General features: G+C 69.3%; 21 protein-coding genes and 2 tRNA genes. 12 read left to right on the forward strand and 11 right to left on the reverse strand.

The genetic code is table 11. The features are described from left to right. Positions 1 to 63 precede the first annotated feature (63 nt). The 4 genes from JWP28_RS03265 to JWP28_RS03280 all read left to right on the forward strand — a co-directional run bounded on the left by JWP28_RS03265 (position 64) and on the right by JWP28_RS03280 (position 3,282). Positions 64 to 768 (forward strand): uroporphyrinogen-III synthase, encoded by a 705-nt coding sequence (locus tag JWP28_RS03265; RefSeq protein WP_299539904.1) that lies wholly within the window; start codon positions 64 to 66, stop codon positions 766 to 768. Continuing rightward, positions 765 to 1,631 (forward strand): mitofilin family membrane protein, encoded by an 867-nt coding sequence (locus tag JWP28_RS03270; RefSeq protein ID WP_299539905.1) that lies wholly within the window; start codon positions 765 to 767, stop codon positions 1,629 to 1,631. The genes JWP28_RS03265 and JWP28_RS03270 overlap by 4 nt, the downstream gene beginning before the upstream one ends. Next, a complete protein-coding gene (locus JWP28_RS03275) occupies positions 1,628 to 3,154 on the forward strand; it encodes a heme biosynthesis HemY N-terminal domain-containing protein (RefSeq protein WP_299539906.1) in 1,527 nt (508 codons plus the stop codon). The genes JWP28_RS03270 and JWP28_RS03275 overlap by 4 nt, the downstream gene beginning before the upstream one ends. Before the next feature lie 52 nt (positions 3,155 to 3,206). Further along, a tRNA-Thr gene (locus JWP28_RS03280) sits at positions 3,207 to 3,282 on the forward strand. Positions 3,283 to 3,744: 462 nt separating this feature from the next. On the opposite strand, the gene JWP28_RS03285 is transcribed toward JWP28_RS03280, so the two are convergent. Continuing rightward, positions 3,745 to 4,851 (reverse strand): DNA methyltransferase, encoded by a 1,107-nt coding sequence (locus JWP28_RS03285; RefSeq protein ID WP_299539907.1) that lies wholly within the window; start codon positions 4,849 to 4,851, stop codon positions 3,745 to 3,747. A gap of 784 nt (positions 4,852 to 5,635) precedes the next feature. Here JWP28_RS03285 and JWP28_RS03290 point away from each other — a divergent pair. Continuing rightward, on the forward strand, positions 5,636 to 6,097 hold the full coding sequence (locus JWP28_RS03290; RefSeq protein ID WP_299539908.1) for a translation initiation factor 2: 462 nt from the start codon (positions 5,636 to 5,638) through the stop codon (positions 6,095 to 6,097). Between the two features lie 425 nt (positions 6,098 to 6,522). Here JWP28_RS03290 and JWP28_RS03295 read toward each other — a convergent pair whose 3' ends face one another. The 3 genes from JWP28_RS03295 to JWP28_RS03305 form a co-directional block, all read right to left on the reverse strand. After that, positions 6,523 to 7,059, reverse strand: a complete 537-nt coding sequence (locus JWP28_RS03295; protein WP_299539909.1) for a hypothetical protein — start codon at positions 7,057 to 7,059, stop codon at positions 6,523 to 6,525. 78 nt (positions 7,060 to 7,137) lie between these two features. Next, a complete protein-coding gene (locus JWP28_RS03300) occupies positions 7,138 to 8,901 on the reverse strand; it encodes a hypothetical protein (protein WP_299539910.1) in 1,764 nt (587 codons plus the stop codon). A gap of 53 nt (positions 8,902 to 8,954) precedes the next feature. Continuing rightward, positions 8,955 to 9,881, reverse strand: a complete 927-nt coding sequence (locus JWP28_RS03305; RefSeq protein ID WP_299539912.1) for a TIR domain-containing protein — start codon at positions 9,879 to 9,881, stop codon at positions 8,955 to 8,957. Positions 9,882 to 10,167: 286 nt separating this feature from the next. Between JWP28_RS03305 and JWP28_RS03310 the strand changes: the two genes are divergently transcribed. Next, on the forward strand, positions 10,168 to 10,632 hold the full coding sequence (locus tag JWP28_RS03310; RefSeq protein WP_299539913.1) for a hypothetical protein: 465 nt from the start codon (positions 10,168 to 10,170) through the stop codon (positions 10,630 to 10,632). A gap of 19 nt (positions 10,633 to 10,651) precedes the next feature. On the opposite strand, the gene JWP28_RS03315 is transcribed toward JWP28_RS03310, so the two are convergent. The 3 genes from JWP28_RS03315 to JWP28_RS03325 all read right to left on the reverse strand — a co-directional run bounded on the left by JWP28_RS03315 (position 10,652) and on the right by JWP28_RS03325 (position 12,188). After that, positions 10,652 to 11,407, reverse strand: a complete 756-nt coding sequence (locus JWP28_RS03315) for a Sir2 family NAD-dependent protein deacetylase (RefSeq protein ID WP_299539914.1) — start codon at positions 11,405 to 11,407, stop codon at positions 10,652 to 10,654. 194 nt (positions 11,408 to 11,601) lie between these two features. Further along, entirely contained in the window at positions 11,602 to 11,886 is a 285-nt protein-coding gene (locus JWP28_RS03320) for a DUF167 family protein (RefSeq protein WP_299539933.1), read from the reverse strand. Beyond that, positions 11,883 to 12,188: a YggT family protein gene (locus JWP28_RS03325; protein ID WP_299539915.1), complete on the reverse strand. Its 306-nt coding sequence runs from the start codon at positions 12,186 to 12,188 to the stop codon at positions 11,883 to 11,885. The genes JWP28_RS03320 and JWP28_RS03325 overlap by 4 nt, the downstream gene beginning before the upstream one ends. A gap of 123 nt (positions 12,189 to 12,311) precedes the next feature. Here JWP28_RS03325 and JWP28_RS03330 point away from each other — a divergent pair. Beyond that, positions 12,312 to 12,387, forward strand: a tRNA-Ala gene (locus tag JWP28_RS03330). A 173-nt stretch (positions 12,388 to 12,560) separates the two neighbouring features. Here the strand turns inward: JWP28_RS03330 and JWP28_RS03335 are convergent. Next, positions 12,561 to 14,027 (reverse strand): serine hydrolase domain-containing protein, encoded by a 1,467-nt coding sequence (locus tag JWP28_RS03335; RefSeq protein WP_299539917.1) that lies wholly within the window; start codon positions 14,025 to 14,027, stop codon positions 12,561 to 12,563. Positions 14,028 to 14,534: 507 nt separating this feature from the next. On the opposite strand from JWP28_RS03335, the gene JWP28_RS03340 reads away from it, so the two are divergent. Together JWP28_RS03340 and JWP28_RS03345 are read left to right on the forward strand one after the other, a co-directional pair. Beyond that, complete coding sequence (locus JWP28_RS03340; protein WP_299539918.1) at positions 14,535 to 15,230, forward strand: class I SAM-dependent methyltransferase; 696 nt, start codon at positions 14,535 to 14,537, stop codon at positions 15,228 to 15,230. Then, positions 15,223 to 15,636, forward strand: a complete 414-nt coding sequence (locus JWP28_RS03345; RefSeq protein WP_299539919.1) for a GtrA family protein — start codon at positions 15,223 to 15,225, stop codon at positions 15,634 to 15,636. Before JWP28_RS03340 ends, JWP28_RS03345 begins: the two co-directional genes overlap by 8 nt. On the opposite strand, the gene JWP28_RS03350 is transcribed toward JWP28_RS03345, so the two are convergent. Next, positions 15,633 to 16,514 (reverse strand): DUF1206 domain-containing protein, encoded by an 882-nt coding sequence (locus JWP28_RS03350; protein ID WP_299539921.1) that lies wholly within the window; start codon positions 16,512 to 16,514, stop codon positions 15,633 to 15,635. The genes JWP28_RS03345 and JWP28_RS03350 overlap by 4 nt on opposite strands. Positions 16,515 to 16,568: 54 nt before the next feature. After that, positions 16,569 to 19,442 carry a DNA polymerase I gene (polA, locus tag JWP28_RS03355; RefSeq protein WP_299539922.1) on the reverse strand — a complete coding sequence of 958 codons (2,874 nt, stop codon included), beginning with the start codon at positions 19,440 to 19,442 and terminating at the stop codon, positions 16,569 to 16,571. 122 nt (positions 19,443 to 19,564) lie between these two features. On the opposite strand from polA, the gene JWP28_RS03360 reads away from it, so the two are divergent. Beyond that, positions 19,565 to 20,422, forward strand: coding sequence for a hypothetical protein (locus JWP28_RS03360; protein ID WP_299539924.1), 858 nt, complete (start codon positions 19,565 to 19,567; stop codon positions 20,420 to 20,422). Between the two features lie 18 nt (positions 20,423 to 20,440). Here the strand turns inward: JWP28_RS03360 and JWP28_RS03365 are convergent, their stop codons facing one another. Beyond that, a complete protein-coding gene (locus JWP28_RS03365) occupies positions 20,441 to 21,247 on the reverse strand; it encodes an isocitrate lyase/phosphoenolpyruvate mutase family protein (protein ID WP_299539925.1) in 807 nt (268 codons plus the stop codon). A gap of 118 nt (positions 21,248 to 21,365) precedes the next feature. Here JWP28_RS03365 and recF point away from each other — a divergent pair, with 118 nt between their 5' ends. After that, positions 21,366 to 22,526, forward strand: a complete 1,161-nt coding sequence (recF, locus tag JWP28_RS03370; protein WP_299539926.1) for a DNA replication/repair protein RecF — start codon at positions 21,366 to 21,368, stop codon at positions 22,524 to 22,526. Next, a partial coding sequence (locus JWP28_RS03375) for an ATP-binding protein (RefSeq protein ID WP_299539927.1) occupies positions 22,523 to 23,331 on the forward strand: 809 nt, incomplete at its 3' end. The genes recF and JWP28_RS03375, both read left to right, overlap by 4 nt.

Consider the following 23,331-nt stretch of genomic DNA (forward strand, 5'->3'; position numbering starts at 1 on the left):
CTTAGATCGACCCCTCATATAGGGTTTGCGGAAGGTTAAGGCTCTCTGCCCTAAAAGGTCTCCATGGCTCGTCGTCGCCAAAAAATCTGGATCACCCGCGCCCAGCCCGGCGCGGACGCCACCGCCGAGCGGGTGCGGGCGCTGGGGCATGAGGCGATCGTCGCCCCGCTGCTGGCCGTGCGGGCGCTGGAGGACGTCGAGGTCGATCTCCGCGGCGTGGCCGCGCTGGCCTTCACCAGCGCCAACGGGGTGCGCGCCTTCTCGGACCTGAGCGGCGAGCGGTCGCTGCGGGTGTTCGCTGTGGGCGCGGCGACGGCGCAGGCGGCGCGGGCGGCGGGCTTCAGGCTGGTGCTCTCCGCGGACGGCGACGTTGAGGCGCTGGCCGAAGGCATCGCGCTCCGCCGCACCGAACTGCGCGGCGCCGTGCTGCACCCCGGCGCGGCGGAGCCGGCCGGCGACCTGGCCGCCGCCCTCGAGAAGCACGGCGTCGAGGCGCGCCGGTTGATCCTCTACGAGACCGCCGCGGTGAAGCTGGAGGCGGAGATCGCCAGGCAGCTGGTGCAGGCCGATGCGGCCCTGCTGCATTCGCCGCGCGCCGCCCAGGTGCTGGCCGCCCTGCTGAAGCTCCATCCCGCCCCCAGGCTCAGGGCGCTCGGACTATCGAAGGCGGTGGTCAAGCCGCTGGCCCGTATCCCGCTGGCCGCCAAGGTCTTCCCGCCCATGCCCCTCGAAGGGGCGCTGCTGAATCTGATAGACCGCAACCCATGATCCCGCCCGCCGACGCCCCGCCGACCGCCGCGCCGAAGGACCCAGCCGCCTATCGGCCGCGCCCGGTCCTTGGCCTGACTGTCTGGGCGATGCTCGCGTTCGGCCTGCTCTGCATCCTGGCCGGCGTGGCCATCGCCGACCTCGGGCCCCGGCTGTTCGCCGCGAAATCCACGTCCAAGGCGCCCGCCGAGGCCGCCTCGCCGGCCGACCCCCCTGCGCCCGCGTCGGCCTCTGCGGCGCCGGCGCCCGTCACGGCGCCTGCCGCTCCCACGCCGGACGTCGAGCGGCTGAGCGCGCGGGTGACCACTCTGGAGTCGCAGCAGGCCCACACCTCTCAGGCCGCCGCCGCCGCGCTCGCCGTCTCCGCCGTGGTGGAGGCCTCGCAGGGCACGGGGCCCTTCGCCGAAGAGCTGGAGAGCCTGCGGGCGATCTCGCCGCCCTCGCCGGAGCTGCAGTCGCTGGCGCGGCTCGCCCAGGCCGGCGCGCCCAGCCGCACGGCGCTGGCGGCCAGCTTCCCTGATTACGCCGCCCGCGCAGCCAGCGCCGCCCGCGCGCCGGGCGACAAGGCCGGACTCGGCGACCGCATCGTCTATGAGCTCTCCCGCATCGTCACCCTGCGCCGCGTCGGCGACGTGCCGGGCGACGGCGTCGACGCCCTTCTCGCCCGCGCCGAGCGGCAGGTGGAGGACGGCGACCTCGACCGGGCGCTGCGCACCCTCGACCGGCTGCCGCCGAAGGCCCGCGAGGCCATGGCGTTGTGGCGCGCCCGGGCCGAACGGCGCGCCGAGATCGACCGCAACGCCCAGGCGCTGCGCGCCCGCGCCCTGCAGGCCCTGGCCGCCGAGGCGAGGGGCGCCGCATGATCCGCGCCAGCCTGGTGGTGCTGTTCGTCGCCGCGGCGGCGGTGGCGATCCTGGCGCTGGCCGGCGACCCGGGCCGCGCCAGCGTGGTGTGGCTGGGCTGGCGCGCCGATATGACCGCCGCGGCGGCCGCCCTGATCGTGATGTTCGCCGCCCTCTTCGCGACCGTCGGCTGGCGGACGCTCTTGTGGATCCTGGCCGCGCCGCAGCGCGCCGAGCGGATCCGCGCCGAAAGCCGCCGCCGCCAGGCCAACGAGACCCTCACCCGCGGCTTCCTGGCCGCGGCGGCCGGCGACGGCTCGGAGGCGCGGCGCCTGGCGCAGAAGGCCGCCGGCCTCGCCGAAGAGACGCCGGGCCTGGTCCGGGTGCTGGCCGCCCAGGCCGCCGAAGCCGCCGGCGACGTGGCCGCCGCGCACGCGGCCTACACAGCCATGCTGGGCTTCCCGGAGATGCGGCTCGCCGGTCATAAGGGGCTGATGCAGCTGGCCCTGGCGGAGGGCGAGCGGGAGACCGCCCTGCGCCACGCCCAGGAAGCCTTCGGCGAGACCCGCAGCGCCCGCTGGGCCTGGCGCGCCCTGCTGGAGGCCCGCCTGGACGCCGCCGAGTGGGGCGCGGGCTTGGACCTGGTCAAGAACGCCCTCGACCGGAAGATCGTCCCGCCGGTGACCGCCGAGCGGGCGCGCGCCGCCCTGCTCGCGGCGCTGGCCGCCCAGCTCGAACACGCCGCCGAGCCCAGGGCGCGGGCCCAGGCGCTCGACAGCGCGGTGGAGGCGGCCAAGCTGCAGCCGGGCTTTGCGCCGGGCGTGGTGATGGCCGCCCGCCTGCTGGCCGCCGACGGCAAGACCGGCCGCGCTTCGGCGACGATCGAGAATGCCTGGAAGGCCGCGCCGCACCCGGCCCTGTGGCTCGCCTACCGCGACCTGAAGACCGCCGAGACGCCGCGCGAGCGCGCCCAGCGGCTGATGGTGCTGGCCGCCCAGAACCCGTCGCACCGCGAAAGCCGCATCCTGGGCGTGGAGGGGGCGCTGGTCACGGGCGACGTCCCGGCCGCCCGCCAGGCGATGGCCGCCCTCGACGGCGAGCCGGTCACCGCCCGCATCGCCGGCCTGCGCGCCCGGATGGCCTTCGCCGCCGGCCAGCCGGACGAGGCGCGGCTGTGGCTGGCCCAGGGGATGAACGCCCCGCAGGAACCCGACTGGTCGGACCTCGACCCGGAAGGCCGCGCCTTCGCCTACCAGGCCTCCGACTGGGCCCGGCTGGTGATCACCTTCGCCGAGACCGGCGTGCTCATCCATCCCCGCCACGAACGCCGCGAACGGACCCTGAGCGAGCTGCCCGAGCTGCCCATCGCCTATGCCGACTCCGCGCCGTTCCTCACCGCCGACGGCCTCGAACCCGCGCCCTATCCGGTGGACGAGGAGAGTTATGACGAGGACGAGGCGATGACCGAGGCGCAGGCCCCAGCCCCGCCGCGCCGCCGCGCGGGCCGTGGCCGCTTGGCGAGCGCGCCGAGAGCCGCTAAATAGGCGCTCCTTCGCGGCGGGGGCTCCCGACCGCAACCGGATTCAAGGCCCATGGGCCGCCTTAGCTCAGCCGGTAGAGCGGCGCATTCGTAATGCGTAGGTCAGGTGTTCGAGTCACCTAGGCGGCACCATCCCTTCCAGTAGGAAATCGGAACCCGATAGGCGGAGAGGCCTTAAACCGGGTCGCCGCTTGGGTCCCAGCTGGGAGTGGCTTCCAGAGCTGACACTGCCTTTCCTAGGATAAAAGCCGCCGTAGCACGCTCAATATGTCCGCTCATTCGTAATGAGGGGGTCACAGGTTCGAGTCCTGTAAGCGGCACCATCCTTCCGAACAGCCTCTAACGAGGAAATCCCCGGGACAAAAGGCCAGAGGCTCGAACGCTCGGCAGCCGTATGGGTGCAAGCTGGGTGTGGCTTCCAGAAGGATCTTGTGGTGGACTCGTCAGCAGGATTGGCTGCGTGCGAATCCCACTCCCCGCTACGTCCGAATTACACGTTTCGCCAAACTATGGTGGTGCCACCAACTGTTTTAGCGGTACGCCCAAGCAATCTTGCCAACCCAACGCCGTCCGTCTCAACTGATAGTTTGCTCCTTAGAAATCCTCGGGGGATTCGGGAGGCTTGCCTATATCAATGATTGTTCGACGATCGGGATCGATGAAGATTGGGTAGAACTGTCCCGGCCTCTGGGCCCGCACGACACCTATTCCCCGGCGAACCATCCCCTCCCAAAGACTCGACTCACTTAAGCCCTCTGGGGTTTCGCGCTCTGTAAGGCCAAGCATATTGTCGGTTGTTCGCGAAAGTTCAGCCGCGCCGAAAAATACGAAGTACACATACTCTTCAACGCGAGAAAATTCCTTCGTTCGAGACGTGCCACCAGGCTTAATAACGCTTGTTATCATTTGAATCTTTGCGTCGGGAAACAACTGCTCCAACAACAGGCCGAGCCTCAAATATTCTTTCTCATCTATAGTAACTATAAGAACTGATTTCTCGACTTTCAGCAACTCCCGAGCCAATATGAGTCGCCTCTCCATAAAGGCTAGCCATTTTGAGTGTCTATAAAGATCATCTCCTTCAACGTAATCATTGTTATACTTCCAATCTCTTGAGCCCGTATTGTACGGGGGGTCGATATAGATGACGTCCACCTTTCCGCGGTGCGTAAAAGTGAGACCTTCCAAGGCGTGGAAGTTTTCGGCATTGATTACGGTGTGAAAAGGCTTGTCGCCGCCGCGCTCCACGCGACCCGTGCTGACAAGGCCCGGATAGATGTAATCGCGGAACTCAGCGACTACGACAAGATCCTCGAGGTCAGCTTCGTGCGTCTCGAAAACATCACCCAACAACTCGAGTTGGGCGCGGAGGCCAGCGATCGAGACGACCTTCCAGAGGCGCGGATCGTTACCCGCCGTAGATCCCCGCGGTGGCAGGATACGAACCTTGTCCCCTCGACGGACGGCGCGGCCGGGCAGCTGCACGCTCTCCGGCCGATGGCGCTCGAAGTTGTCCGTCTCTGAGTCTTTCCCGGTCTCCGGGTCTCGATACCAACGCTGATGCCACTTCTCGTCCGCAACGAGGGTGAGCGTTCGGCCCCAGAACTTCGTTCGGCGCTGTAGCCAAGACCGCATTTCCGCGTCGACTGACAGCGCTGACCAGAACGCGTGGTCAAGTGCAAGTTCGTCAGGATTTGGCATGAAGTCCCCCCGCTACTTTTGAGGCCCCCCGGATTTCCGCCCTCGGCGGTTTGACCGGCAAAACCCCCTCCACCACCTACGGGCTTCGACTCGGTCCTGGCGGGAAGCCGGGGTAGTGATCCGAGTGGTCACCCGTATAGTTCTCTTCACCCGGCTTCGTCAGACATTCCACGGGCTTTGCGTAGCTATCGATCCGCCTCTCGGGCTCCTCCCGCCACGACAGATTGAAGGCCGCCCGCTTCGGGAAGAACTCCATGCGGGAGTAGGGAAGATGGTCGTGGACCCACCACGCCATCGCCTGCCACGGCATTCCATCGTCGTATCGATCGGCGATGGCACCACCAAGCCAACGGCGTTTTGAACGCCACTTCCCCGCAACGGTCGGCCCGCCACCGGAATCGTTCGACGCTACCATGACGCCCTCCTACCAACGGGCTTTCGTTTCAATGGTAAGGGTACAACCAACAGACGGGTATTCGATATTCCAGCGAATGCCGTGTAAGTCCGCTGCGGGGGTCTCGACCAGCCCACGAGATAATGATTTGATATTCGGGCGGAATACGCGCGTCATCAGATTGTAGACGAAAATGGCGCGCAGTGACGGAGGCGCTCATGTCGCCTGCGGAGCTTAAAACAAGCTAAACATCGAGCACCGCCAAGCAGCACTCGACTGAAGCGCGACCGCGACAAGCGGAAGTAAATTGAAAAATTACTGGCAATCATTCGCTTGGCAGCCGTTGGCAGCCATGCCGCTCCTCCACAGCGAATTGAAACGGAGGATCAAATGCGTTTGATGATTTTGGCCGTCGCCGGCCTCGCCCTCGCGGGATGCGCTACCATCACGCGAGGGACCAATGACACCTGGACCGTGAACACAACGCCGACCGGCGCGGGGGTTCGCACATCCAATCAGCTCGCCTGCGACTCCACGCCCTGCACGTTCAGGATGGCGCGGAAATCCGAGTTCGACGTGACGATCACGAAGCCAGGCTACAAGATTTGGACGGGACATATCACCCACCATGTGGCGGGGGGTGGTGGCGCGGGCATGGCTGGGAACGTGTTATTCGGCGGGCTCATCGGCGCTGGCGTCGACGTCTCCACCGGGGCGATGATGGACCTGGTGCCTAACCCGCTCAACGTCGCGCTGGAGTCCGACGCAAGCAAAGCTGGCGCGACAATTGCGCCGATCCCATCCGCCTCCCCGCCACAGCTGCTAGTTTCCCCGTCTAAGGTGCCGGGCTAGATTCACACGGACGATGTAACGCTGGCTGAACCGGCGAAGCCTTCCATAGCGCGCCGAAGAGTCAGCTCAGGGTCGGAAGCCGGCATTGGGATCGGACCCCGAAGCGGACGATCACCTGGCCGCAGGTGGACAAGGCCGCTGGCGGCGGGTGGACGATTGTTCGGCGATATCCGCAGGTATAGCACAGGTCGCATTTTCGGCTACTTCCTACGGGAGGCGCGTAAAGTAGGGAAGCGATCGAACACGTGCTTCGGCCAGTCTGGGAAGAGCTTGGGTCGTGGCAAGCCCGGCTTCCCTCGCTGGTGCTAAGCCGACGGAAATATTCGTTTTTCTCCGATCTCGTGACTCGAGTTCGTAATGCGTAGGTCGGGTGTTCGAGTCGCCCAGGCGGCACCATTCCTCCCCCAGTCGAGGGGGGCGAGGCGCTACAGCTTCACCTTCGCCATCTGCCCGTTGCGCAGGGTCACCCGGCGCATGATGGCCACGTCGCGGCCGGCCGCGCCGGGGGCGACGGGCTTGGCCACGGTGATCACGAACCAGGCCCCGTCGGGCAGGGCCGAGAAGGCGAAGTGGTTCTGCGCGTCGCAGGTGGTGCGGCGGACGAAGGCGGAATAGTCCTGGCTGCGCTCGGGCGGGGTGCGGCCGCGCACCTCGGCCGCCGGCAGGGCCGCGGACTGCTCCGAGTTGTAGAGGATCATCATCCGGCGCTTCACCCACGGCGTCTCGGGCGTCAGCACGACGGCGGAATTGGCGCAGGTGAAGGCCTGCCCCGCCTGGCTGTAGGCGAGCTGGCCGTCGATCCCGCCCTTGCCGGCGGCCTGCGACCAGGTGAAGTCGGCCGCCCGGAAGGCCGCCGACGCCGCAGCCGTGGAGGCGGGCGCCCCCGGCGTCGGACCGCCGGGGCTCGCGCAGGCGCCGAGCAGGAGGAAACCGCCCACCGCGCAGACTAAGCGTGCACTCATCGACAACCTCCCCAAATAAGCTTGGCTAGAATTGCACGCCCGCCGCGGTGGCGAAAGCGCTTGCGCCACGCTTCCCCATCAGCCGGCCCGCAGCAGGCGTCGGCGGACCGCGCCTTCCGCCCAGTGATTCTCCTGTGCCCGCTGCAGCCGGATGGCCGCCTTGGCCGCGCTCTGTTGAGCCTCCAGGCCGGGCTCCGGACCGAGGTCGTCGACGATCGCCTCGAGCCGCACGGCGAGCACCCGGCTGCGCTCGGCCTGTTCGCCGAGCGCCAGGGTGGCCTCCAGCGCCAGGCACGCCGCGCCGATGGCCGGCACGATGGAGCCTGCCACGGCGACCAGGATGCTGAGCCAGTGCGGCGTGTGCTCGCCGAACGCGGCCATGCCGACGGTGGCCGCCACATAGGAAAGCAGCACGACCATCAGCAGGGCGAAGCTGCCGTTCTCCAGCTGATGCACCCGGTGGGAGACCCGGCCGTTGATGGTCGACTGGGCGCGGTGATAGGCGGCCTGGCCGGCAATCAACTCGTCGACCGCCCAGGCGCCCCAGGTCGCCACCCGGTCCGGCCCGAACACGCCGCTGGGCAGACCGGCCCGACGCCGCACGTGCCGGGCCCCCGCGCTGCTGGAGAGCAGGTTCGCGCCGTGCGGGACGGTGCTGACGCCGAGCGCCCAGGCCACCCGCTCCAGCCGCAGGTCCTCGGCCAGGCGCCGCGCGTCCCCCCAACGGTGGTGCCGCCGCCCGCGCTCGGAATCCAGCCAGACGAGGAAGGCGCCCAGGGCCAGGAAGATCTCGATGCTGACCATCAGCAGCTTGGTGTTGGGCCAGATCCCCGAAGCCGAGCCGGCGATGGCCGCCAGGATGGCGACGGCGAGCAGGATCACCTGGTGCGATCGATGGACCGACCCCAGGCGGCTGGCCTCCACGTCCGCGGCCGCGTGGGCCTGGGTCAGCAGCACGAAGCCGGGTTCCGCCGCGAGGTCGGCCGGCGTCGCAAGCCTTGCGAACGGCGGCGCCTTTCCCCCCAGGATCCGGCGGAACAGGGCGTAGGTCCGCCAGTTGCCGTCCAGGCGGTGCTGGCGTGGCGGGCGATCCGCGTGCGGCCCGGCCTCGCCCTCGTCCTCCGGCGGGTCGGCCCGAAGCCCCAGGTCCGCCAGGGCCTCATGCAGGGTCGTCGGGCCCGCCGCCCGCACCAGCGGTTCGCGGCCGAAACGCAGCTCTTCGAGGAACTCCAGGAACCCGAAATCCTCGTCCAGGTGCTCGGGCCGGATCAGCCGCAGGACGTCGGGGTCGCCGGGCTTGATCCAAAGCACCGGGATGCCGTGCTCCAGCGCCAGCCGCACGGCGTCGGCCGTGCCGCCGGCGCCGCGTGCGTGCTCGCCCGTCCAGACCACCACCAGCAGGTCGGCGGCGCCGATCAGCCAGCGCGTCTGGGCCAGGTGGGGGTTGCGGCCGAGCGCCTCGGTCGCCCGCCCGTCCAGCCAGGTGCCGGACTCCATCAATCCCGCCGCGCCCGCCGCGGCCTCCTCGTCGAGGAACGGATAGACCGCATGCACCGGTCCCAGGCCTGCGGCCTTCCAGGCCTCGGCAGCGAGCAGGTCCGCCCCCGGCGCGAGTCCCGTGACCAGCCGCGCGTCGCTTACGCCGGCCTGGGACAGCATGGCGAAAGCGGTCTCCAGCCCGGCCGAGACGTGGATCGTGTCGCCCAGGTCCTCGGTCCGGTTGTGGCCGGCGAAGGCGACCTGGGTGAACTGCAGACCGGGCAGCGGCCGGCTCGCCGCCGCCCTGGCGTCGCCGGTCCCGGTGCGCGCCGTTCGCCGCCGGCGCAGGCCTGCGTCGTTCATCGCGGGCTGATCCTCAATCGAAGCGCATAGTCATGCGGTCAGCGGCCGGCAGGCTAGTAGGGCACGTCGTCAGCCGCGGCGGCCGCCTTCGCCTTTTTCTTCTTCGGCGGCGCCTTGACCGGCGTGGCGTCGGCGTCGGGCGCAACCGCGGCGTCTGCGGCCGGGGTCGCCACGGAGGCCCGCTGCAGGGCTGACGGCGGCGCGGTCGGCAGGAGCGCGGTCATCGCGCGCGGCTCCGCGGAGGCGGTCTTGGACCGCATCAGGCTGGGCGTCGCCACACCGATGGCCACCGCGACGAGCGCGGCGACCGAAAGCCCGACATAGAGCACCAGCCGGCGCGGCGCGGCGGTGGCCTCGGACGTCTCCAGGGCGTCATCCGGATCCGCCGCGCCGGGCGTTCCGGCCTTGCTGAATGTCCTGGTTTCCTTGACCGGCGCGGTCCGCGCAGCCGATTTACCTGCGTCCGGCAGCCGGCGGGGAAGCTTGAGCTTGCGCGCGACCGCCAGGGCGGGCCCCTCGGCCTCGACCACCGGCTCCGGCGCTGCGGGGCTGGCCTCGGGGGCGACCACCGCGGACGGCGCTTCCCGGGTGGCGGCCTCGATCCGGTGGGCGAGTTGCTGGATCGCCACCTCCCAATCGGCGAAGAAGTCGATCCACTGCCGGGTGGCGAACTCATAGGCGAAGGCGTCGTTGGGCGTGACGTCCTCGATGCGCAGCGGCACGACCATGAGCTTGTTCTGGCTCGCCAGCGCCAACTCCTTGTTCATCTCATCGGAGTTGTTGGAGTTGGCGGTGAAGACCAGCAGCATGATCTTCGCGTTTCTGATCGCCCGGACGATGGAGATCTGGAAATTCTCGCCGGGGAGAATGTCGCGTGACGAGATCCAGCACTTGAACCCGCGGCCCTCCAGGGCCTGGCAAAGCGTCATCGCGACCCGGTGGTCCTGCGACGCGAAGCTGATGAAGATATCGGCGGCCATTGTCCCCGTGCCCCACGCCGCCGAAACGGCGCTCGTTCAGTATCCGTTAAGGTCTACCGCAAGCAAGGCCATTCTCGTTAGAAGAGAGCGCAGGGGATCGGCAACCGCACAAAGCTCAGTGATCGGGCGCGCCATGTCCTCTGCGGAGGTGGGAGATTCGCTCGCCGCACGAGCCCGGACGACATCGGCGTCAAAGCGTGCCATTGCACGAAAACGTCACGTCGCCTGCAAGGAGGGCGATGGCGCACGGCGGGCCGCGCGAGACCCGGCCAATTGAGGATGTGACATGAGAACTCTGTCGAAGGCGCTGACCGTCATCCTGTTGCTGGGCGCCGCCTCGCCGGTCGCCGCCGCTGTGCAAAAGGCCCCGGCGCCCGGCGGCGCGGCAGGTCTGACCACGGGCGTGACCGGCGACGTGCGGTGTCTGCTGACCATGGGGGCGCTGGCCTCGAACAAGGCGAACCAGCAGGCCGCCACCCTCGGCGTCTACTTCTTCGAGGGCCGGATCACCGCGCGCGCGCCGACCCTCGACCTGACCGCCGCCCTGAAGACGGAGGTCGCGCGGATGGGGCCCGCGGACCTGCAGTCCGAAGCCCAGCGGTGCGGATCGCTGGTGCGCCAGGCGGCCCAGGCCCTGCAGGCCGCGCAGGCCAGCTTCTCAGGCCCGGTCTCCACGCCCGGCGCCGCGCCGGCCACGCCCGCGCCCACGCCCGCCCCCGTGCCCAAGACGCCGACGCCGACGCCGAAGTAAGCAGCGGGATTCCCCGGGACTAGTTAGCCGGCGCTGCGGCGGTCAGGGCCGGTCCGATCTCGTCGTGCAGCGCGAGGTCGGCGAAACCGTCGAGGTCGGTGGGCTCGCGGTTGACGATGGCGAGCTTGGCCCCGTTGCGCTTGGCGAGCAGCGGAAACCCCGCCGCAGGGTGCACCACCAGGGACGAGCCCAGCACCAGGAACACGTCGCACTCCAGCGTCGCGGCCTCGGCGCGCGCCATGGGCTCGGCCGGCATCGCCTGGCCGAAGGAGATGGTGGCGGTCTTCACCAACCCTCCGCAGCGGCGGCAATAGGGGATTTCGCCGGCCTTCAGGAAGCTGTCCTTCAGCTCCGCCAGCTCATGCCGCTCGCCGCATTCCAGGCACTTGGCGTAGCTGGCGTTGCCGTGCAGCTCGATCACCTTGTCCGTAGGCACGCCGGAGTCCTGGTGCAGGTTGTCGACGTTCTGGGTGATCACCGCGCTGACCGTGCCGCGCTCCACCAGCCGGGCCACTGCGAAATGCCCGGCGTTGGGGGCGCGGCCCACCCAGCCGGCGCGGCCGCTGAAGGCGCGTTCCCACGCCTCCCGGCGCTTGGCCGGGTCGGAGACGAAGTCCTGGAAGTAGATCGGCTTCATCCGGCTCCAGACCCCGCCGGGGCTGCGGAAGTCGGGGATGCCGGACTCGGTGGAGATGCCGGCGCCGGTGAACACCACCATGCGGCGGGCGTCGGCGATCAGCCGGGCGAGGTCGGCCCTGGTCGGTCTCGGGGACATGGCTCATCTTGGCGCCAGCAGCCCCATCGAGGCCAGGGGTGACGGCGGGAGAAGGTGGCCGGCCCAGCTTGGTCGGGGGATGCCAGGGCGTTCGCCGGACCGGCCGGTGATCCTCCGGCGGGGGGGAAGTGCCGACGGATCGCGGGGGTTAACCGGCGCCCGAACGATAGGTTCCGACGGCCGCATCGGAATACCTAAGGCGCGGGCGGCGGTCCGAAGGCTGCGGCCAGGTCGGCGTCGCTCACGTCTTCGGCGGCGATCCGTTTCAGGCGGGCGGTCTGGCCGGAGACCAGGGCGAGCGTCGATTTCGGCCGGCCGAGCGCCCTGGCCAGCAGCGCGATCACCGCCGTGTTGGCCTGGCCGTCGGCCGCCGCGGCCGCCACCCGCAGCTTCAGCACCGGCCGCCCGGCGTCGTCTCGCATCCAGCCCTCGACGGCGTCGCGGCCGCCGCGCGGCGTGACGCGGACGGCCAGGATCAGCCGAGGGCCGCGATGATCGGGCTGAACACCATCGGCAGCAGGTAGAGCCGGATCCCCTGGATCACCAGCAGGACGATGATCGGGCTGATGTCGACCCCGCCGAGCGGCGGAATGACCTTCTGCACGGGCCGAAGGATGGGCCGGGTCACGGCGTCCAGGAACCGGGTGAAGCTATAGACGAACCGGTTGCGCAGATTGATCACGTCGAAGGCCACCAGCCACGACAGGATCGCGCTGATGATGATGGCGATCACCAGCAGGCCCAGCAGGCCGTCGACGATGAAATAGAGGAATCTGCCCATGGAGCCCGGTTCTACGCGGCTTTGGCGGGCTGGCAAGGCTCTGCCTTGGGGCGCAACCCCACGTCGCGACCGCAACCCGGCTTGACAGAGCCCGGCCCAAAAGAGTTATTCCGCGCCTTCCTGGGGGCCGTAGCTCAGTTGGTAGAGCGCCTCGTTCGCAATGAGGAGGTCAGGGGTTCGACTCCCCTCGGCTCCACCAGGACCGTTCAAAAGTGGGCGCCGCATGCCCATTCTTCTTCATTATCTATCGAACTTCGACGCCAGCGGCCCGCGCCGCGGCCGTCGACGGCGTCCAGAACGAGAGGGCCAGGGCCGAGATGGGCCACGCCGGTTCTCGACCCTCTCCCTTCCCAAAAACCCGCACCGCGATCGTCAGCGGACTCTCTGATAGGTGAAGCTCTTGCCGTCCTGGTGAAGAACGACCGACGCCGCCGGACCCGGCCCGGCGGCGAAATCCAGCTGCACGTCTGCCACTTTCGCAAAGAAATGCGTCGGCGTTTCCGGATAGATCGGGAACTGGCTCGTGCCGCCGCCGACCAGCAAGCCCACGGCGCCACGCGTCACGGGAAACTCATCGCCGGGCGCGTAGCGGTAGACGCCGATGAACCGGTCTATGGCCGCCGCCGGCAGGTTTATCTGGTGGCGAATCTTGGGGATCTTCAGGTTCACCGCTTGGCCGGGCGCGATCACATGGGCGCCGATGTCGTCGATCCCCTCGCCGGTGGCGGCGTTCGCCAGCACCACCACGGCGATGCGCCGCGCCGGGTTGAAGCCCATGAAGGTGCGCGAGCCGTCGCCGCTGCCGTCGCTCCAGTAGAAGGTCTCGCCATCCGCCTGGGTGCGCCGCCAGCCCAGCGCCATGCGGGTCTCCTTGCCGTCGCCGGGCCGGTCCACCGTCAGCATCAGCCGCGCCGCTTGCGGCAGGTCCCCGGGGCCACGGCCGTTCAGAAACAGGTCCAGGAACCGCAACAGGTCGTTGGCGGTGGAGCGCAGACCGCCGCCAGGATTGAGGGCGCCGAAGTCGGTGGGCCCGACCGGCTTCAGGTCGATGTCGTAGCCCAGGCTTCGCCGGGTCTGCGCGGCCGGGTCGTCGCCGAAGCGGGTGTCCACCAGCGCCAGCGGCGTCGTGATGCGGTCCCGCACGAGGTCGTAGTAGGTCGTCCGGCGGCGCAGCGCGAGCCCGTGGCCTAACAGGCTGGGACCCAGGTTCGAATATTCGAACTGGGAGCCCGGCGGTCGGGTCAGGCGATAGTCCGGGAGGCCGGCGTAGAGTTGGTCCAGGCTGTAGCCGGCGTACTTGTTTATCGCGTCAGGCGGGGCGTGGAGGTTGTTTGGCCGCAACGGAAGGCCCGCGGTATGTGTCGCCAGGTCCGTGAGGGTGATGGCGCGCCCCTCGAACTGTGGGACCTGCACCCCCACGGGCACATAGGCCTGAAGTGGATCATCAAGGCCCGTCTCGCCCCGCGCAGCGGCGTCGGCCAGCAGCAGCGCGGTGAACACCTTCGTCAGCGATGCCACCTCATAGACCGTATCGCCGCCCACGTTGCGGCCGCCCTTCAGGGCGGTCTTCCCATGGGCAACGATGCTTTGGCCGGACGGCCGCAGGATGCCGACCACGATCCCAGTGGCCGCGTGCTGCTTTTCGAGGCGAAAGCGGATCAGCCGCGCAATCTCCTCGTCAGTGGGCGCCGCCGCCGTGCTTGCGTGGGAAGCGGGGCTGGCGAGGGCGCGCGCAGGCAGGGCGGCCAGTAGGGGAAACATCCCGGCGGCTCCCGAAATCCAGCGCCGGGTCAGGGCGCCTGCCGCCGGCCTCAGCCGGGGTTCGTCATCGTTCCGCATGCCGTGGTCTCCACGTCTTCTCGGGAGGCCTACGCGCAGGCCTTCGATGGCGTCTTGAACATTATTGCGAGCCGCCGACTCAGGCTACGGCAGCCGCCGAATCTACACCAAGCGGCGTTGGGCTAGGTTCGATCTGCTCGTCCGACGGTTCAAACAAAATGTCGGCTTCCGGGCTTCAGACCAAGGTCAACTCATGGCGCGAAGCGGACGCCGAGACAGGGCTGTCCAATGTCGGATCGCCCCCAGTGTCGCTAGCCGTCGAACCGGGATCGCTTGCTGCCGATGTCAGTGGGGAAGTGGAGGCGCTTGGCGAAACCTTGGGTTCGGCTCCTATCGGCTCCGCCAGGAAGCCCGCCACTGCACCGTTGCGCGGTCCGGCCGACCGAGGCACTCATAGGCGATGACGTCCCGTCCGCCGAAAGCCGACCGCCTCCCGCTCAGCGTCGTCGCGCCCTGCTGCAATGAAGCGCCGGGCCTGATGTTGCTCGTCGACCGCATGGTGGCCTGATGGACCCCGCCGAGTTCGACAAGTTCGCCGAGGAATATCTCGCGACCCACGCCAAAAACCTGAAGATCAGCGGCGAGGATTCGGACTATTTCGCCCGCGCCAAGGCCGAGGTCCTGCGCCGCCGTTGGACCCGGCTCGGCTTGGCCGAACCGGCCGCGATCCTCGATTTCGGAGCCGGGATCGGCAACGCCTGGCCACACCTGGCTGCCGTCTTCCCGGGCGCCGCCATCACCGGCCTCGACGTCTCCGAAAAGAGCCTGGCGATCGCCGAGCGGCGGTTCCCGGGCGTGGCCACGGCGCTGCGCTACGACGGCGACCGCATCCCGCTGGCCGAGCAGAGCTTCGACCTGATCTTCTCGGCCTGTGTCTTCCACCACATCCCGGCGGAGCAGCACATCGACCTCTTTGCTCAGCTCAAGGGTCTGCTGCAGCCCGGCGGCCGGATGGCGATCTTCGAGCATAACCCGCTCAATCCGGTGACGCGCCACATCGTCGATACCTGCGAGTTCGACGAAAACGCCGTGCTGATCCCGGCCGCGGTGATGAGGCGCCGGCAGGCCAGCGCCGGCCTCCAGGCCATCGAGACCGCCTACACCGGGTTCTTCCCCGGCGCGCTCGCCGCCCTGCGACCCCTGGAGCAGTGGATGACCGCGCTGCCGATCGGCGCGCAGTACTACACGCTTGCCCGTGGCTGATCTGAAGGCCGCCGTCGGGCAGGCTGCACGGTTCGGCCTGGCGGGCGTCGTCAGCACGGCGGTCGGCTTCGCGGTCATCGCCGTCCTGGACGCCGGCCTGCGCGTGGCGCCGGCGCTCGCCAACGCCGCCGGCTACCTGGTGGGCGTCCCGGTGGGGTTCATGCTCAATCGCGGCTACGTCTTCCGGCACGGCGGCGCGCCGGGCGCGGCGGGGCTGAGGTATCTGGCGGCCGTCGCCATCGCCTTTGGCCTGAACCAGGTCGTCCTGCGCCTTGCCGGCCAGGTCCTCGGTCCGGCTCTCGGCCCTGGCGCGCCCGCGCACCTCGCCGCCCAGCTCGCCGGCATGGCGACCTACACGCTGACCACCTTCCTGCTCGCCCGCTACTGGGTGTTCCGCACAGCCTAGTCGCCGTGCTGGATCGCCGCCGCGCGGATCGGCCGGAAGATGGCTTCCAGGAACGCGAAGACGCCGAACGCCATGAGGCCGAGCGCGGTCAGGCTCAGCAGCAGGCCGCCCATCGGCTGCCGGTGCAGGGCCTCCAGCGCGCCGCCGATGCCGTGGGCCTCGACGGCGCGGGCGTGCCATCCGGCGCGGGCCATGAAAATACCCACCGGCGCCAAGGCTATGCCGCGGGCGAAGTAGCCGATCCTCGCGACCGTTCCCGCCCAGCGGGCGATGTGCGGGTCGCAGTCGAGCGTGCGGCCGAAGTGGCTGAAGACCGCCCGGACGATGTTGCCGACGCCCGACGCCAGGACGAACAAGCCGGCCAGGATCACCAGCATATTGCCGAACGGGAAGGTGAGGACCTTCTCGACCGTGCGCGCCATCGCGGCATGCTTGCTGTGCTGTTCCAGGTGATGCACCGCATGGAGCAAACCGAATACGGAGATGGCGAGGCCTCCGTAGACGAGGCCGCTTACCGCCTGACCGGCCCGCGCCGCGAGTCCCTTCGCCGTGGCGCCCTGGCGGTCCACGTCGAAGATCGATTGCAGGGCCCGCCAGCCCGCAAAACCGTAGAGGCCCAGGCCGATGAGCCAGAGGAAGATCACGCCGGCCGGCCACTCGCCCCAGGCCTCCAACGCACCGAGCGCGCCCCGGGCGTGCGGGGTGAGGCCGAGGGCGGCCAGGAGGGCGACGGCCCCCACGGCCAGGTAGACGCTCCCCCGAGCCACATAGCCGATGCGCGCGACCGTCTCGGCCACGCTGGACCATGGGGCGTTCGGAAACCGCGCCAGCAAGCGGCCAAGCGGGTTCGAACGGGCGGCGGTCAGCGGAGCGGTCATGGGGCAACCTTCACCGTGCGAAACGTCGCCCCGGTGCGGCGCGTTCCGCCCGGCCTAGTGCGCGTCGTCCCAGTTGGTGGCGGCGCGGGCGTCGACGACCAGCGGGACGGAGAGCGAGACCGCCGGCTCCGGCGCCTTCTCCATGATCCGTTTGGCCACGGCGATCACCGCCTCGGCCTCGGCCTCGGGCGCCTCGAAGATCAGTTCGTCGTGCACCTGCAGCAGCATCCTGGCCTTCAGGCCCGCCCCCCGCAGCGCTCCGGGCATGCGCACCATGGCGCGGCGGATCACGTCGGCGGCGGCGCCCTGGATCGGGGCGTTGATCGCCGCCCGGTCGCCGAAGGACCGCTCGGCCGGCGACTTCCCCTGCGCGGCCGGGATGAAGACCTTGCGGCCGAAGATGGTGGTCACGAACCCCTCGGCGCGGACCTGCCGCTGCATGCGGTCCATGTAGGTGCGGATGCCGGGGAAGCGCTCGAAGTAGGTCTTGATGTAGGCGCCGGCCTCCTCACGCGGGATCGACAGCTGGTTGGCCAGGCCGAAGGCCGAGATGCCGTAGACGATGCCGAAGTTGATCGCCTTGGCGCGCCGTCGGGTCTCGGCGGGCATGCCCTCCACCGGTACGCCGAACATCTCCGAGGCGGTGAGCGCGTGGATGTCGATCCCCTCCTTGAAAGCCTGCTTCAGCTGCGGGATGTCGCCGATGTGGGCCAGCAGCCGCAGCTCGATTTGGCTGTAGTCGGCGCTGATCAGCACATGGCCCGGCTCGGCGATGAAGGCCTTGCGGATCTTGCGGCCTTCCTCGGTGCGGACCGGGATGTTCTGCAGGTTGGGATCCGAAGACGCCAGCCGGCCGGTGGTGGCCGCCGCCAGGGAGTAAGAAGTGTGGACCCGCCCGGTCCTGGCGTCGATCGCGGCGACCAGGTTGTCGGTGTAGGTGCCCTTCAGCTTGGAGAGCTGGCGCCAGTCCAGCAGGATGCGCGGTAGCTCGTGGCCCTGGGCGGCCAGGTCCTCCAGCATGGAGGCGTCGGTGGACGCCGCGCCGGTGGCCGTGGTTCGGCCGGACGCCAGGCCCATCTCCTTGAACAGCAGGTCGCCGATCTGCTTGGGCGAGCCCAGGTTGAACGGCCGGCCGGCGACCCGGTGGGCCTCGAGCTCAAGCTCGCCCATCCGCACGGAGAAGTCGTTGGAAAGAACCCGCAGCCGCTCCGGGTCGACCTTGACCCCGGCCAGCTCCATCTCGACCAGCACCTTGGGCATGGGCCGCTCAAGCGTCTCGTAGACCGTCAGCAGCTTTTCGCGGGCCAGGCGTGGGCGCAGGTGCTCGTAGATCCGCAGGGTGACGTCGGCGTCCTCGGCGGCGTAGCAGGTCGCGGCGCCCAGCTCGACGTGCTTGAAACTCTTCTGCGCCTTGCCGGTCCCGGCCACCGTCTTGAAGGAGATCGGCTCGTGGTCGAGCAGGCGCTTGGAGAGCTCGTCCATGCCGTAGCTCTTGTGCAGCCCGCCCTCGAGCGCGAAGGCGATCAGCATGGTGTCGTCCATCGGCCCGACGTCGACGCCGTGGCGGGCGAGCACGGCCAGATCGTACTTGCCGTTCTGGGCGACCTTCAGGACGGCGGGCGATTCCAGCAGCGGCTTCAGCCGCGCGATCGCGTCTTCGAGCGGGATCTGGGCGAGCTCGACCGGCGCGTCGAGCTGCAGGCCGCCCTCCTGTTCCTGCTCATGGCCGAGCGGGATGTAGCAGGCCTCGCCCGGCGCGACCGCCAGCGAGACGCCGCAGAGGTTGGCGCTGGAGGATGACAGGGCGTCGGTCTCGGTGTCGAACGCCACGACCCCCTTGGCGAAGGCCCGCGCGATCCAGGCGTCGAGGGTCGCCAGATCGCGGACGCACTCGTAGGCGTTGACGTCGATGGCCCCGTGCTTGGGCGCTTCCAGCGCCTTGGCAGCCGAAGGCGTGGGCGTCGCCGCCGGCTCGCCGCCCCGCGCCTCGGCGACCCGGCGCGCGAGCGTGCGAAACTCCATCATCTCCAGGAAGGCCGCCAGGGTCTCGGCGTTGGGGTCCTCGACGCCCAGTTCGTCGACTGGCGAGGGCAGCGGGGTGTCGCAATCGAGCTGCACCAGCTGGCGCGACAGGCGGATCTGGTCGGCGAAGTCGATCAGGGTCTGGCGGCGCTTGTCCTGCTTGATCTCCGACGCCCGCGCCAACAGCGTATCCAGGTCGCCGTATTCGGTGATCAGGGCCGAGGCCGTCTTGATCCCGATGCCCGGCGCGCCCGGCACGTTGTCGACGGAGTCCCCGCACAGGGCCTGGACGTCGACCACCTTGTCCGGCGTCACCCCGAACTTGTCGAACACCTGCTCGGCGCGGATCACCAGGTTCGGGGTCTTCATGGTGTCGAGCATCGAGACCTTGGGTCCGACCAGCTGCATCAGGTCCTTGTCGGAGGAGACGATCACCACCTCGCCGCCCATGTCGCGCACCTTGCAGGCGTAGGCGGCGATCAGGTCGTCGGCCTCGTAGCCGGGCAGCTCGATGCAGGGCACGCCGAACGCCTTGGTCGCTTCGCGCACCAGCGGGAACTGCGGCACCAGGTCCTCGGGCGGCGGCGGCCGGTGGGCCTTGTACTGGTCGTAGAGCTTGTTGCGGAAGGTCTGCTCCGAGTGGTCGAACACCACGGCCAGGTGCGTCGGCGCCTCCTCCGAGGCCTTCATGTCGACCAGCAGCTTCCACAGCATGTTGCAGAAGCCGGCGATGGCGCCGACCGGCAGCCCGTCGCTCTTGCGGGTCAGCGGCGGCAGGGCATGGAAGGCCCGGAAGATGAAGCCCGAGCCGTCCACCAGGTAGAGCCGCACATTCGGCCCGTCCTGCGTCGGTTCGCGTGGGATATCGCCGAGTGTTTCGGGAGCGGCATCGAGGGTGTCGGTCATGGCGCTAAGATAGGGCGGCCGGCGCACGCGGTCACCAAGGGCGATGATTGTTCCTAAGCGTCGCGTCGCCTTGGCGGCTGACGGCCCCCATGCAAGCTCGGCGAGCAGCGACGGAGGCATCCTTGATTCGATGGTTCATAGGCGTGATGGCGTGCCTGACGATCGCCGGAGCCGCGATGGCGGCCGACCTGCCGGCCGACAAGATCAATGGCTTCAAGGCGGGCGTGACCACCCGGGCCGAAGTGCTCGCCAGTCTTGGGAAGCCGGAGAAGGAAGATCACAATCCCGACGGCCGGTCGGTCGCGCTCTACATCTACACGGTCCCGCTGACGGAGAAGAACAAGACGGTCCGCGAGATGGCCGTGGACTTCCTGTTCGACGCCCACGACCTGTTGCTGGGCGCCAAGTTCTTCACAAAGGACCCTGCGGCCGATGCGAAGCCGGCGGCGACGTCAGCCGCTGCGTCTGCGCCGCCCGGCCTGCAGGATGAGAACATCCTCCTGCCCCTGCTGGAGGGGTTCAAGGTGGGCTCCCAAGGACGCCAGGCCCAGATGCAGGGCACTGAGTTCGTGCCGAACGGCGAGACAGTCCAGGACTGGTCTCGGATGGTGACCGAGCAGATTTTCTTTGGGCGCCGGAGCGTCGATCCCGACGACCTGCCGGGCGGAATGGCGAAGTCGTGGCCCGTGGCCTGTCCCGGCGGCTCCGGCGAGCGGACGGCCAGGACGACCGAGAACGGCTACCCGATGTCCCTCTGGGTGTTCCGGTGCCCGATGAACCCACAGACCCACAAGCCCGAGAACATGTGGATGAAGGTGATCAGCGGCCAGGACGCCCTCTACAGCGTCCAGTACGCCTACCGCCGCGCCTTGGCGGATGACCTGGCCGGTCCGGCCATGAACTACCTGGACCGCGTGAAGGTCTGCGACACCCGCGGATCCGCGCACCCCTGCCCGTCGCTCCAGCCAGTCAGTCGGTAGGGCGTCGCTGGCGGGGGCCTATTGGAACCGCTTGTTGAGGTTGCCGAGCCCCTCCGCGCCCGCCGCGAAAGCCCCCGGGTCGCCGTCATGCAGAAACGCCGCCGTGGCCTTGGCGACCGTTGCATACGCCGCCCGGAAGGGCGCTGTGGCCGAGCTTACCCGCCGCACGCCCAGCGCCTGCAGTCGCGCTGCGCTGGCGAGGCCCGGCAGCAGCATGATGTTCAGCGGCAGCTTGATCCCCTCGGCCAGCCGCCCGATCAGGTCGTCGTCCGAGGGCCCAGGCACGAAGATCCCGCTGGCCCCGGCCGCGCGGTAGCGCTCGGCGCGCTGCACCACCTCCTCATAGGCGGCGTGGCCCTCCGCCAGGCCCTGCAGGTAGACGTCGGTGCGGGCGTTGATGAACAGCGGCACGCCGGTGGCGTCGGCGGCCTTGCGCGCCGCCTCGACCTTGCGGGCGTGCAGGTCGGGGTCGCGGCGGCCGTCCTCCAGGTTGATCCCCACCGCGCCGGCGCCGATCACCGCCTTGATGGTCTCGCCGAGCTGGCCGAGGTCGTCGGTGTAGCCGCCCTCGATGTCGGCGGTGACCGGCACGCTCACCACCCGCGCCACCGCCGAGATGGTCGCCAGCAGCAGCGGGAGCGGCAGCGCATCCCCGTCCGGATAGCCATGGCTCCAGGCCACCGCCGCCGAGGACGTCGCCACGGCCTTCGCGCCCGCGTCGGCCATCACCGCGGCGCTGGCCGCGTCCCAGGCGTTGGGCAGGATCAGGATCTCCGCGCCGGTGTGCAGGGCGCCGAACGCCTCAGCCTTGGTCTTCTGGTCCATCGTGCCCTCCGCTTGCCCAGGTCTAGACGTAGGTAGCGCCTGGGCTGTGACAACTGCTCGCGGTTTCCGGACGCCGAGGCGTTTCACCCCCGCCTCCGAAACCCTGTAGAACCCCGCCGTGACCGCCACGGCCCTTTCCCGCCTGACCCTGACCGACTTCCGCTCCTATGCGCGGGCCGACCTCGTGCTGGACGGCCGGCCGATCTTTCTCGTGGGGCCGAACGGGGCGGGGAAGACCAACCTGTTGGAGGCCGTCAGCCTGTTCACCCCCGGCCGCGGCCTGCGCGGGTCGAGCCTGGCCGAGGTGGGCCGCCGCCTGCCCGGCGAGGCGCAAGGACGCGCCTGGGCGGTCTCGGCGGTGGTCCGGGCGGCGGGCGAGGAGACCCAGCTCGGCACGGGGGTTGAGACCGCCGGGGCGTCGCGGCGCACGGTGCGGATCGAAGGCGAGACCGTGCCGCCCGGCCGGCTCGCCGACCATCTGCGGCAGGTGTGGCTGACCCCGGCCCAGGACCGGCTGTTCCTGGAGGGCGCCAGTGAGCGCCGCCGCTTCTTCGACCGGCTGGTGTTCGCCGCTATTCCCCGCCACGCGGCCCACGCCCAGGCCTACGAACGCGCCCAGCGCGAGCGGATGCGGCTGCTCACCGACGCCGGCGAGAATGGGGGCGCCCCGGACGCGGCGTGGCTCGACGCGCTCGAGGCGCGGCTGGCAGAGGCCGGCGCCCTGATGGCCGAGGCCCGCGCCACGACGCTCACCGCCTTGCAGGCCGAGATCGACGCCCGGGGCGAGCGGCCGTTCCCACAGGCGCGGCTGTCGCTCACCGGCGAATGGGAGCAGATGGCCGCCGCCGGCGCCGAGATCGCTGACATCGAGGCCAAGCTGGCCCGCGCGCTCGCCGCCGTCCGCGAGCGCGACGCCGCCGCCGGCCGCGCCCTGACCGGCCCGCATCGCGGCGATCTGGCCGTGATCCACGCCGAAAAGGACCGTCTGGCGGCGGAATGTTCGACCGGCGAGCAGAAAGCGCTGATTTTGAACCTTGTTTTGGCCCAATCCGCGCGGCTTTCACGTGCAGAATCAGCGCCAAGCCCTATATTGTTGTTGGACGAAGTCGCAGCGCATCTGGACCGCACCCGGCGGGCCGCGCTGTTCGACGAAATCGAGGCGCTCGGGCTCCAGGCCTTCCTGACCGGAACCGACGAGCACCTCTTCGAAGACTTGAAAGGACGGGCCCAAGGCGTGCGTGTAGACGCCTCCGGCCTGACTGAGTTGGATCCCGCATGAGCGAAGAAAATAACGAGACCCACGGCCAGGGCCCGACGCCCGAAAACAACGGGCAGGACGACTATGGCGCGGAGAGCATCAAGGTCCTGAAGGGCCTCGACGCCGTGCGCAAGCGGCCGGGCATGTACATCGGCGACACCGACGACGGCTCCGGCCTGCATCACATGGTCTACGAGGTGGTCGATAACGCCATCGACGAGACCCTGGCCGGCTGGGCGACGCGGGTCGAGGTGATCCTCAACGCCGACGGCTCGGTGACCGTCACCGACGACGGGCGCGGCATTCCGGTGGACATCCACGAGGGCGAGGGCATCTCGGCGGCCGAGGTCATCATGACCCAGCTGCACGCCGGCGGGAAATTCGACCAGAACTCCTACAAGGTCTCCGGCGGCCTGCACGGCGTCGGCGTCTCGGTGGTCAACGCGCTCTCCGAATGGCTGAAGCTGAAGGTCTATCGCGGCGGCATCGCCCACGAGATGGAGTTCCGGCACGGCGACGCGGTCTCGCCGCTGGCGGTGACCGGCAAGGCGCCGCTGCGCGAGAACGGCGAATTCCTGTCCGGCACCGAAGTCACCTTCTTGCCGTCGCTGCAGACCTTCGCCTTCATCGACTTCGACCGGAAGACCCTGGAGCACCGGCTGCGCGAACTCGCCTTCCTGAACTCCGGCGTGACCATCTGGCTGAAGGACAACCGTGAGGCCGAGCCGTTCGTCGAGGTGATGCACTACGAGGGCGGCATCGAGGCCTTCGTGCGCCACCTGGACAAGGCCAAGACCCCGCTGCTGAAGGCCCCGATCGTCATCCG

It is taken from the genome of Phenylobacterium sp. (assembly GCF_028290885.1).
In the GTDB taxonomy this organism is placed as follows: Bacteria; Pseudomonadota; Alphaproteobacteria; order Caulobacterales; family Caulobacteraceae; genus Phenylobacterium.

What these genes read in the sequence shown, in the direction of transcription:
- JWP28_RS03265 (WP_299539904.1), top strand. Translation starts at nt 64, where the DNA reads ATGGCTCGTCGTCGCCAAAAAATCTGGATCACCCGCGCCCAGCCCGGC.
- JWP28_RS03270 (WP_299539905.1), top strand. Translation starts at nt 765, where the DNA reads ATGATCCCGCCCGCCGACGCCCCGCCGACCGCCGCGCCGAAGGACCCA.
- JWP28_RS03275 (WP_299539906.1), top strand. Translation starts at nt 1,628, where the DNA reads ATGATCCGCGCCAGCCTGGTGGTGCTGTTCGTCGCCGCGGCGGCGGTG.
- JWP28_RS03285 (WP_299539907.1), bottom strand. Translation starts at nt 4,851, where the DNA reads ATGCCAAATCCTGACGAACTTGCACTTGACCACGCGTTCTGGTCAGCG.
- JWP28_RS03290 (WP_299539908.1), top strand. Translation starts at nt 5,636, where the DNA reads ATGCGTTTGATGATTTTGGCCGTCGCCGGCCTCGCCCTCGCGGGATGC.
- JWP28_RS03295 (WP_299539909.1), bottom strand. Translation starts at nt 7,059, where the DNA reads ATGAGTGCACGCTTAGTCTGCGCGGTGGGCGGTTTCCTCCTGCTCGGC.
- JWP28_RS03300 (WP_299539910.1), bottom strand. Translation starts at nt 8,901, where the DNA reads ATGAACGACGCAGGCCTGCGCCGGCGGCGAACGGCGCGCACCGGGACC.
- JWP28_RS03305 (WP_299539912.1), bottom strand. Translation starts at nt 9,881, where the DNA reads ATGGCCGCCGATATCTTCATCAGCTTCGCGTCGCAGGACCACCGGGTC.
- JWP28_RS03310 (WP_299539913.1), top strand. Translation starts at nt 10,168, where the DNA reads ATGAGAACTCTGTCGAAGGCGCTGACCGTCATCCTGTTGCTGGGCGCC.
- JWP28_RS03315 (WP_299539914.1), bottom strand. Translation starts at nt 11,407, where the DNA reads ATGTCCCCGAGACCGACCAGGGCCGACCTCGCCCGGCTGATCGCCGAC.
- JWP28_RS03325 (WP_299539915.1), bottom strand. Translation starts at nt 12,188, where the DNA reads ATGGGCAGATTCCTCTATTTCATCGTCGACGGCCTGCTGGGCCTGCTG.
- JWP28_RS03335 (WP_299539917.1), bottom strand. Translation starts at nt 14,027, where the DNA reads ATGCGGAACGATGACGAACCCCGGCTGAGGCCGGCGGCAGGCGCCCTG.
- JWP28_RS03340 (WP_299539918.1), top strand. Translation starts at nt 14,535, where the DNA reads ATGGACCCCGCCGAGTTCGACAAGTTCGCCGAGGAATATCTCGCGACC.
- JWP28_RS03350 (WP_299539921.1), bottom strand. Translation starts at nt 16,514, where the DNA reads ATGACCGCTCCGCTGACCGCCGCCCGTTCGAACCCGCTTGGCCGCTTG.
- polA (WP_299539922.1), bottom strand. Translation starts at nt 19,442, where the DNA reads ATGACCGACACCCTCGATGCCGCTCCCGAAACACTCGGCGATATCCCA.
- JWP28_RS03365 (WP_299539925.1), bottom strand. Translation starts at nt 21,247, where the DNA reads ATGGACCAGAAGACCAAGGCTGAGGCGTTCGGCGCCCTGCACACCGGC.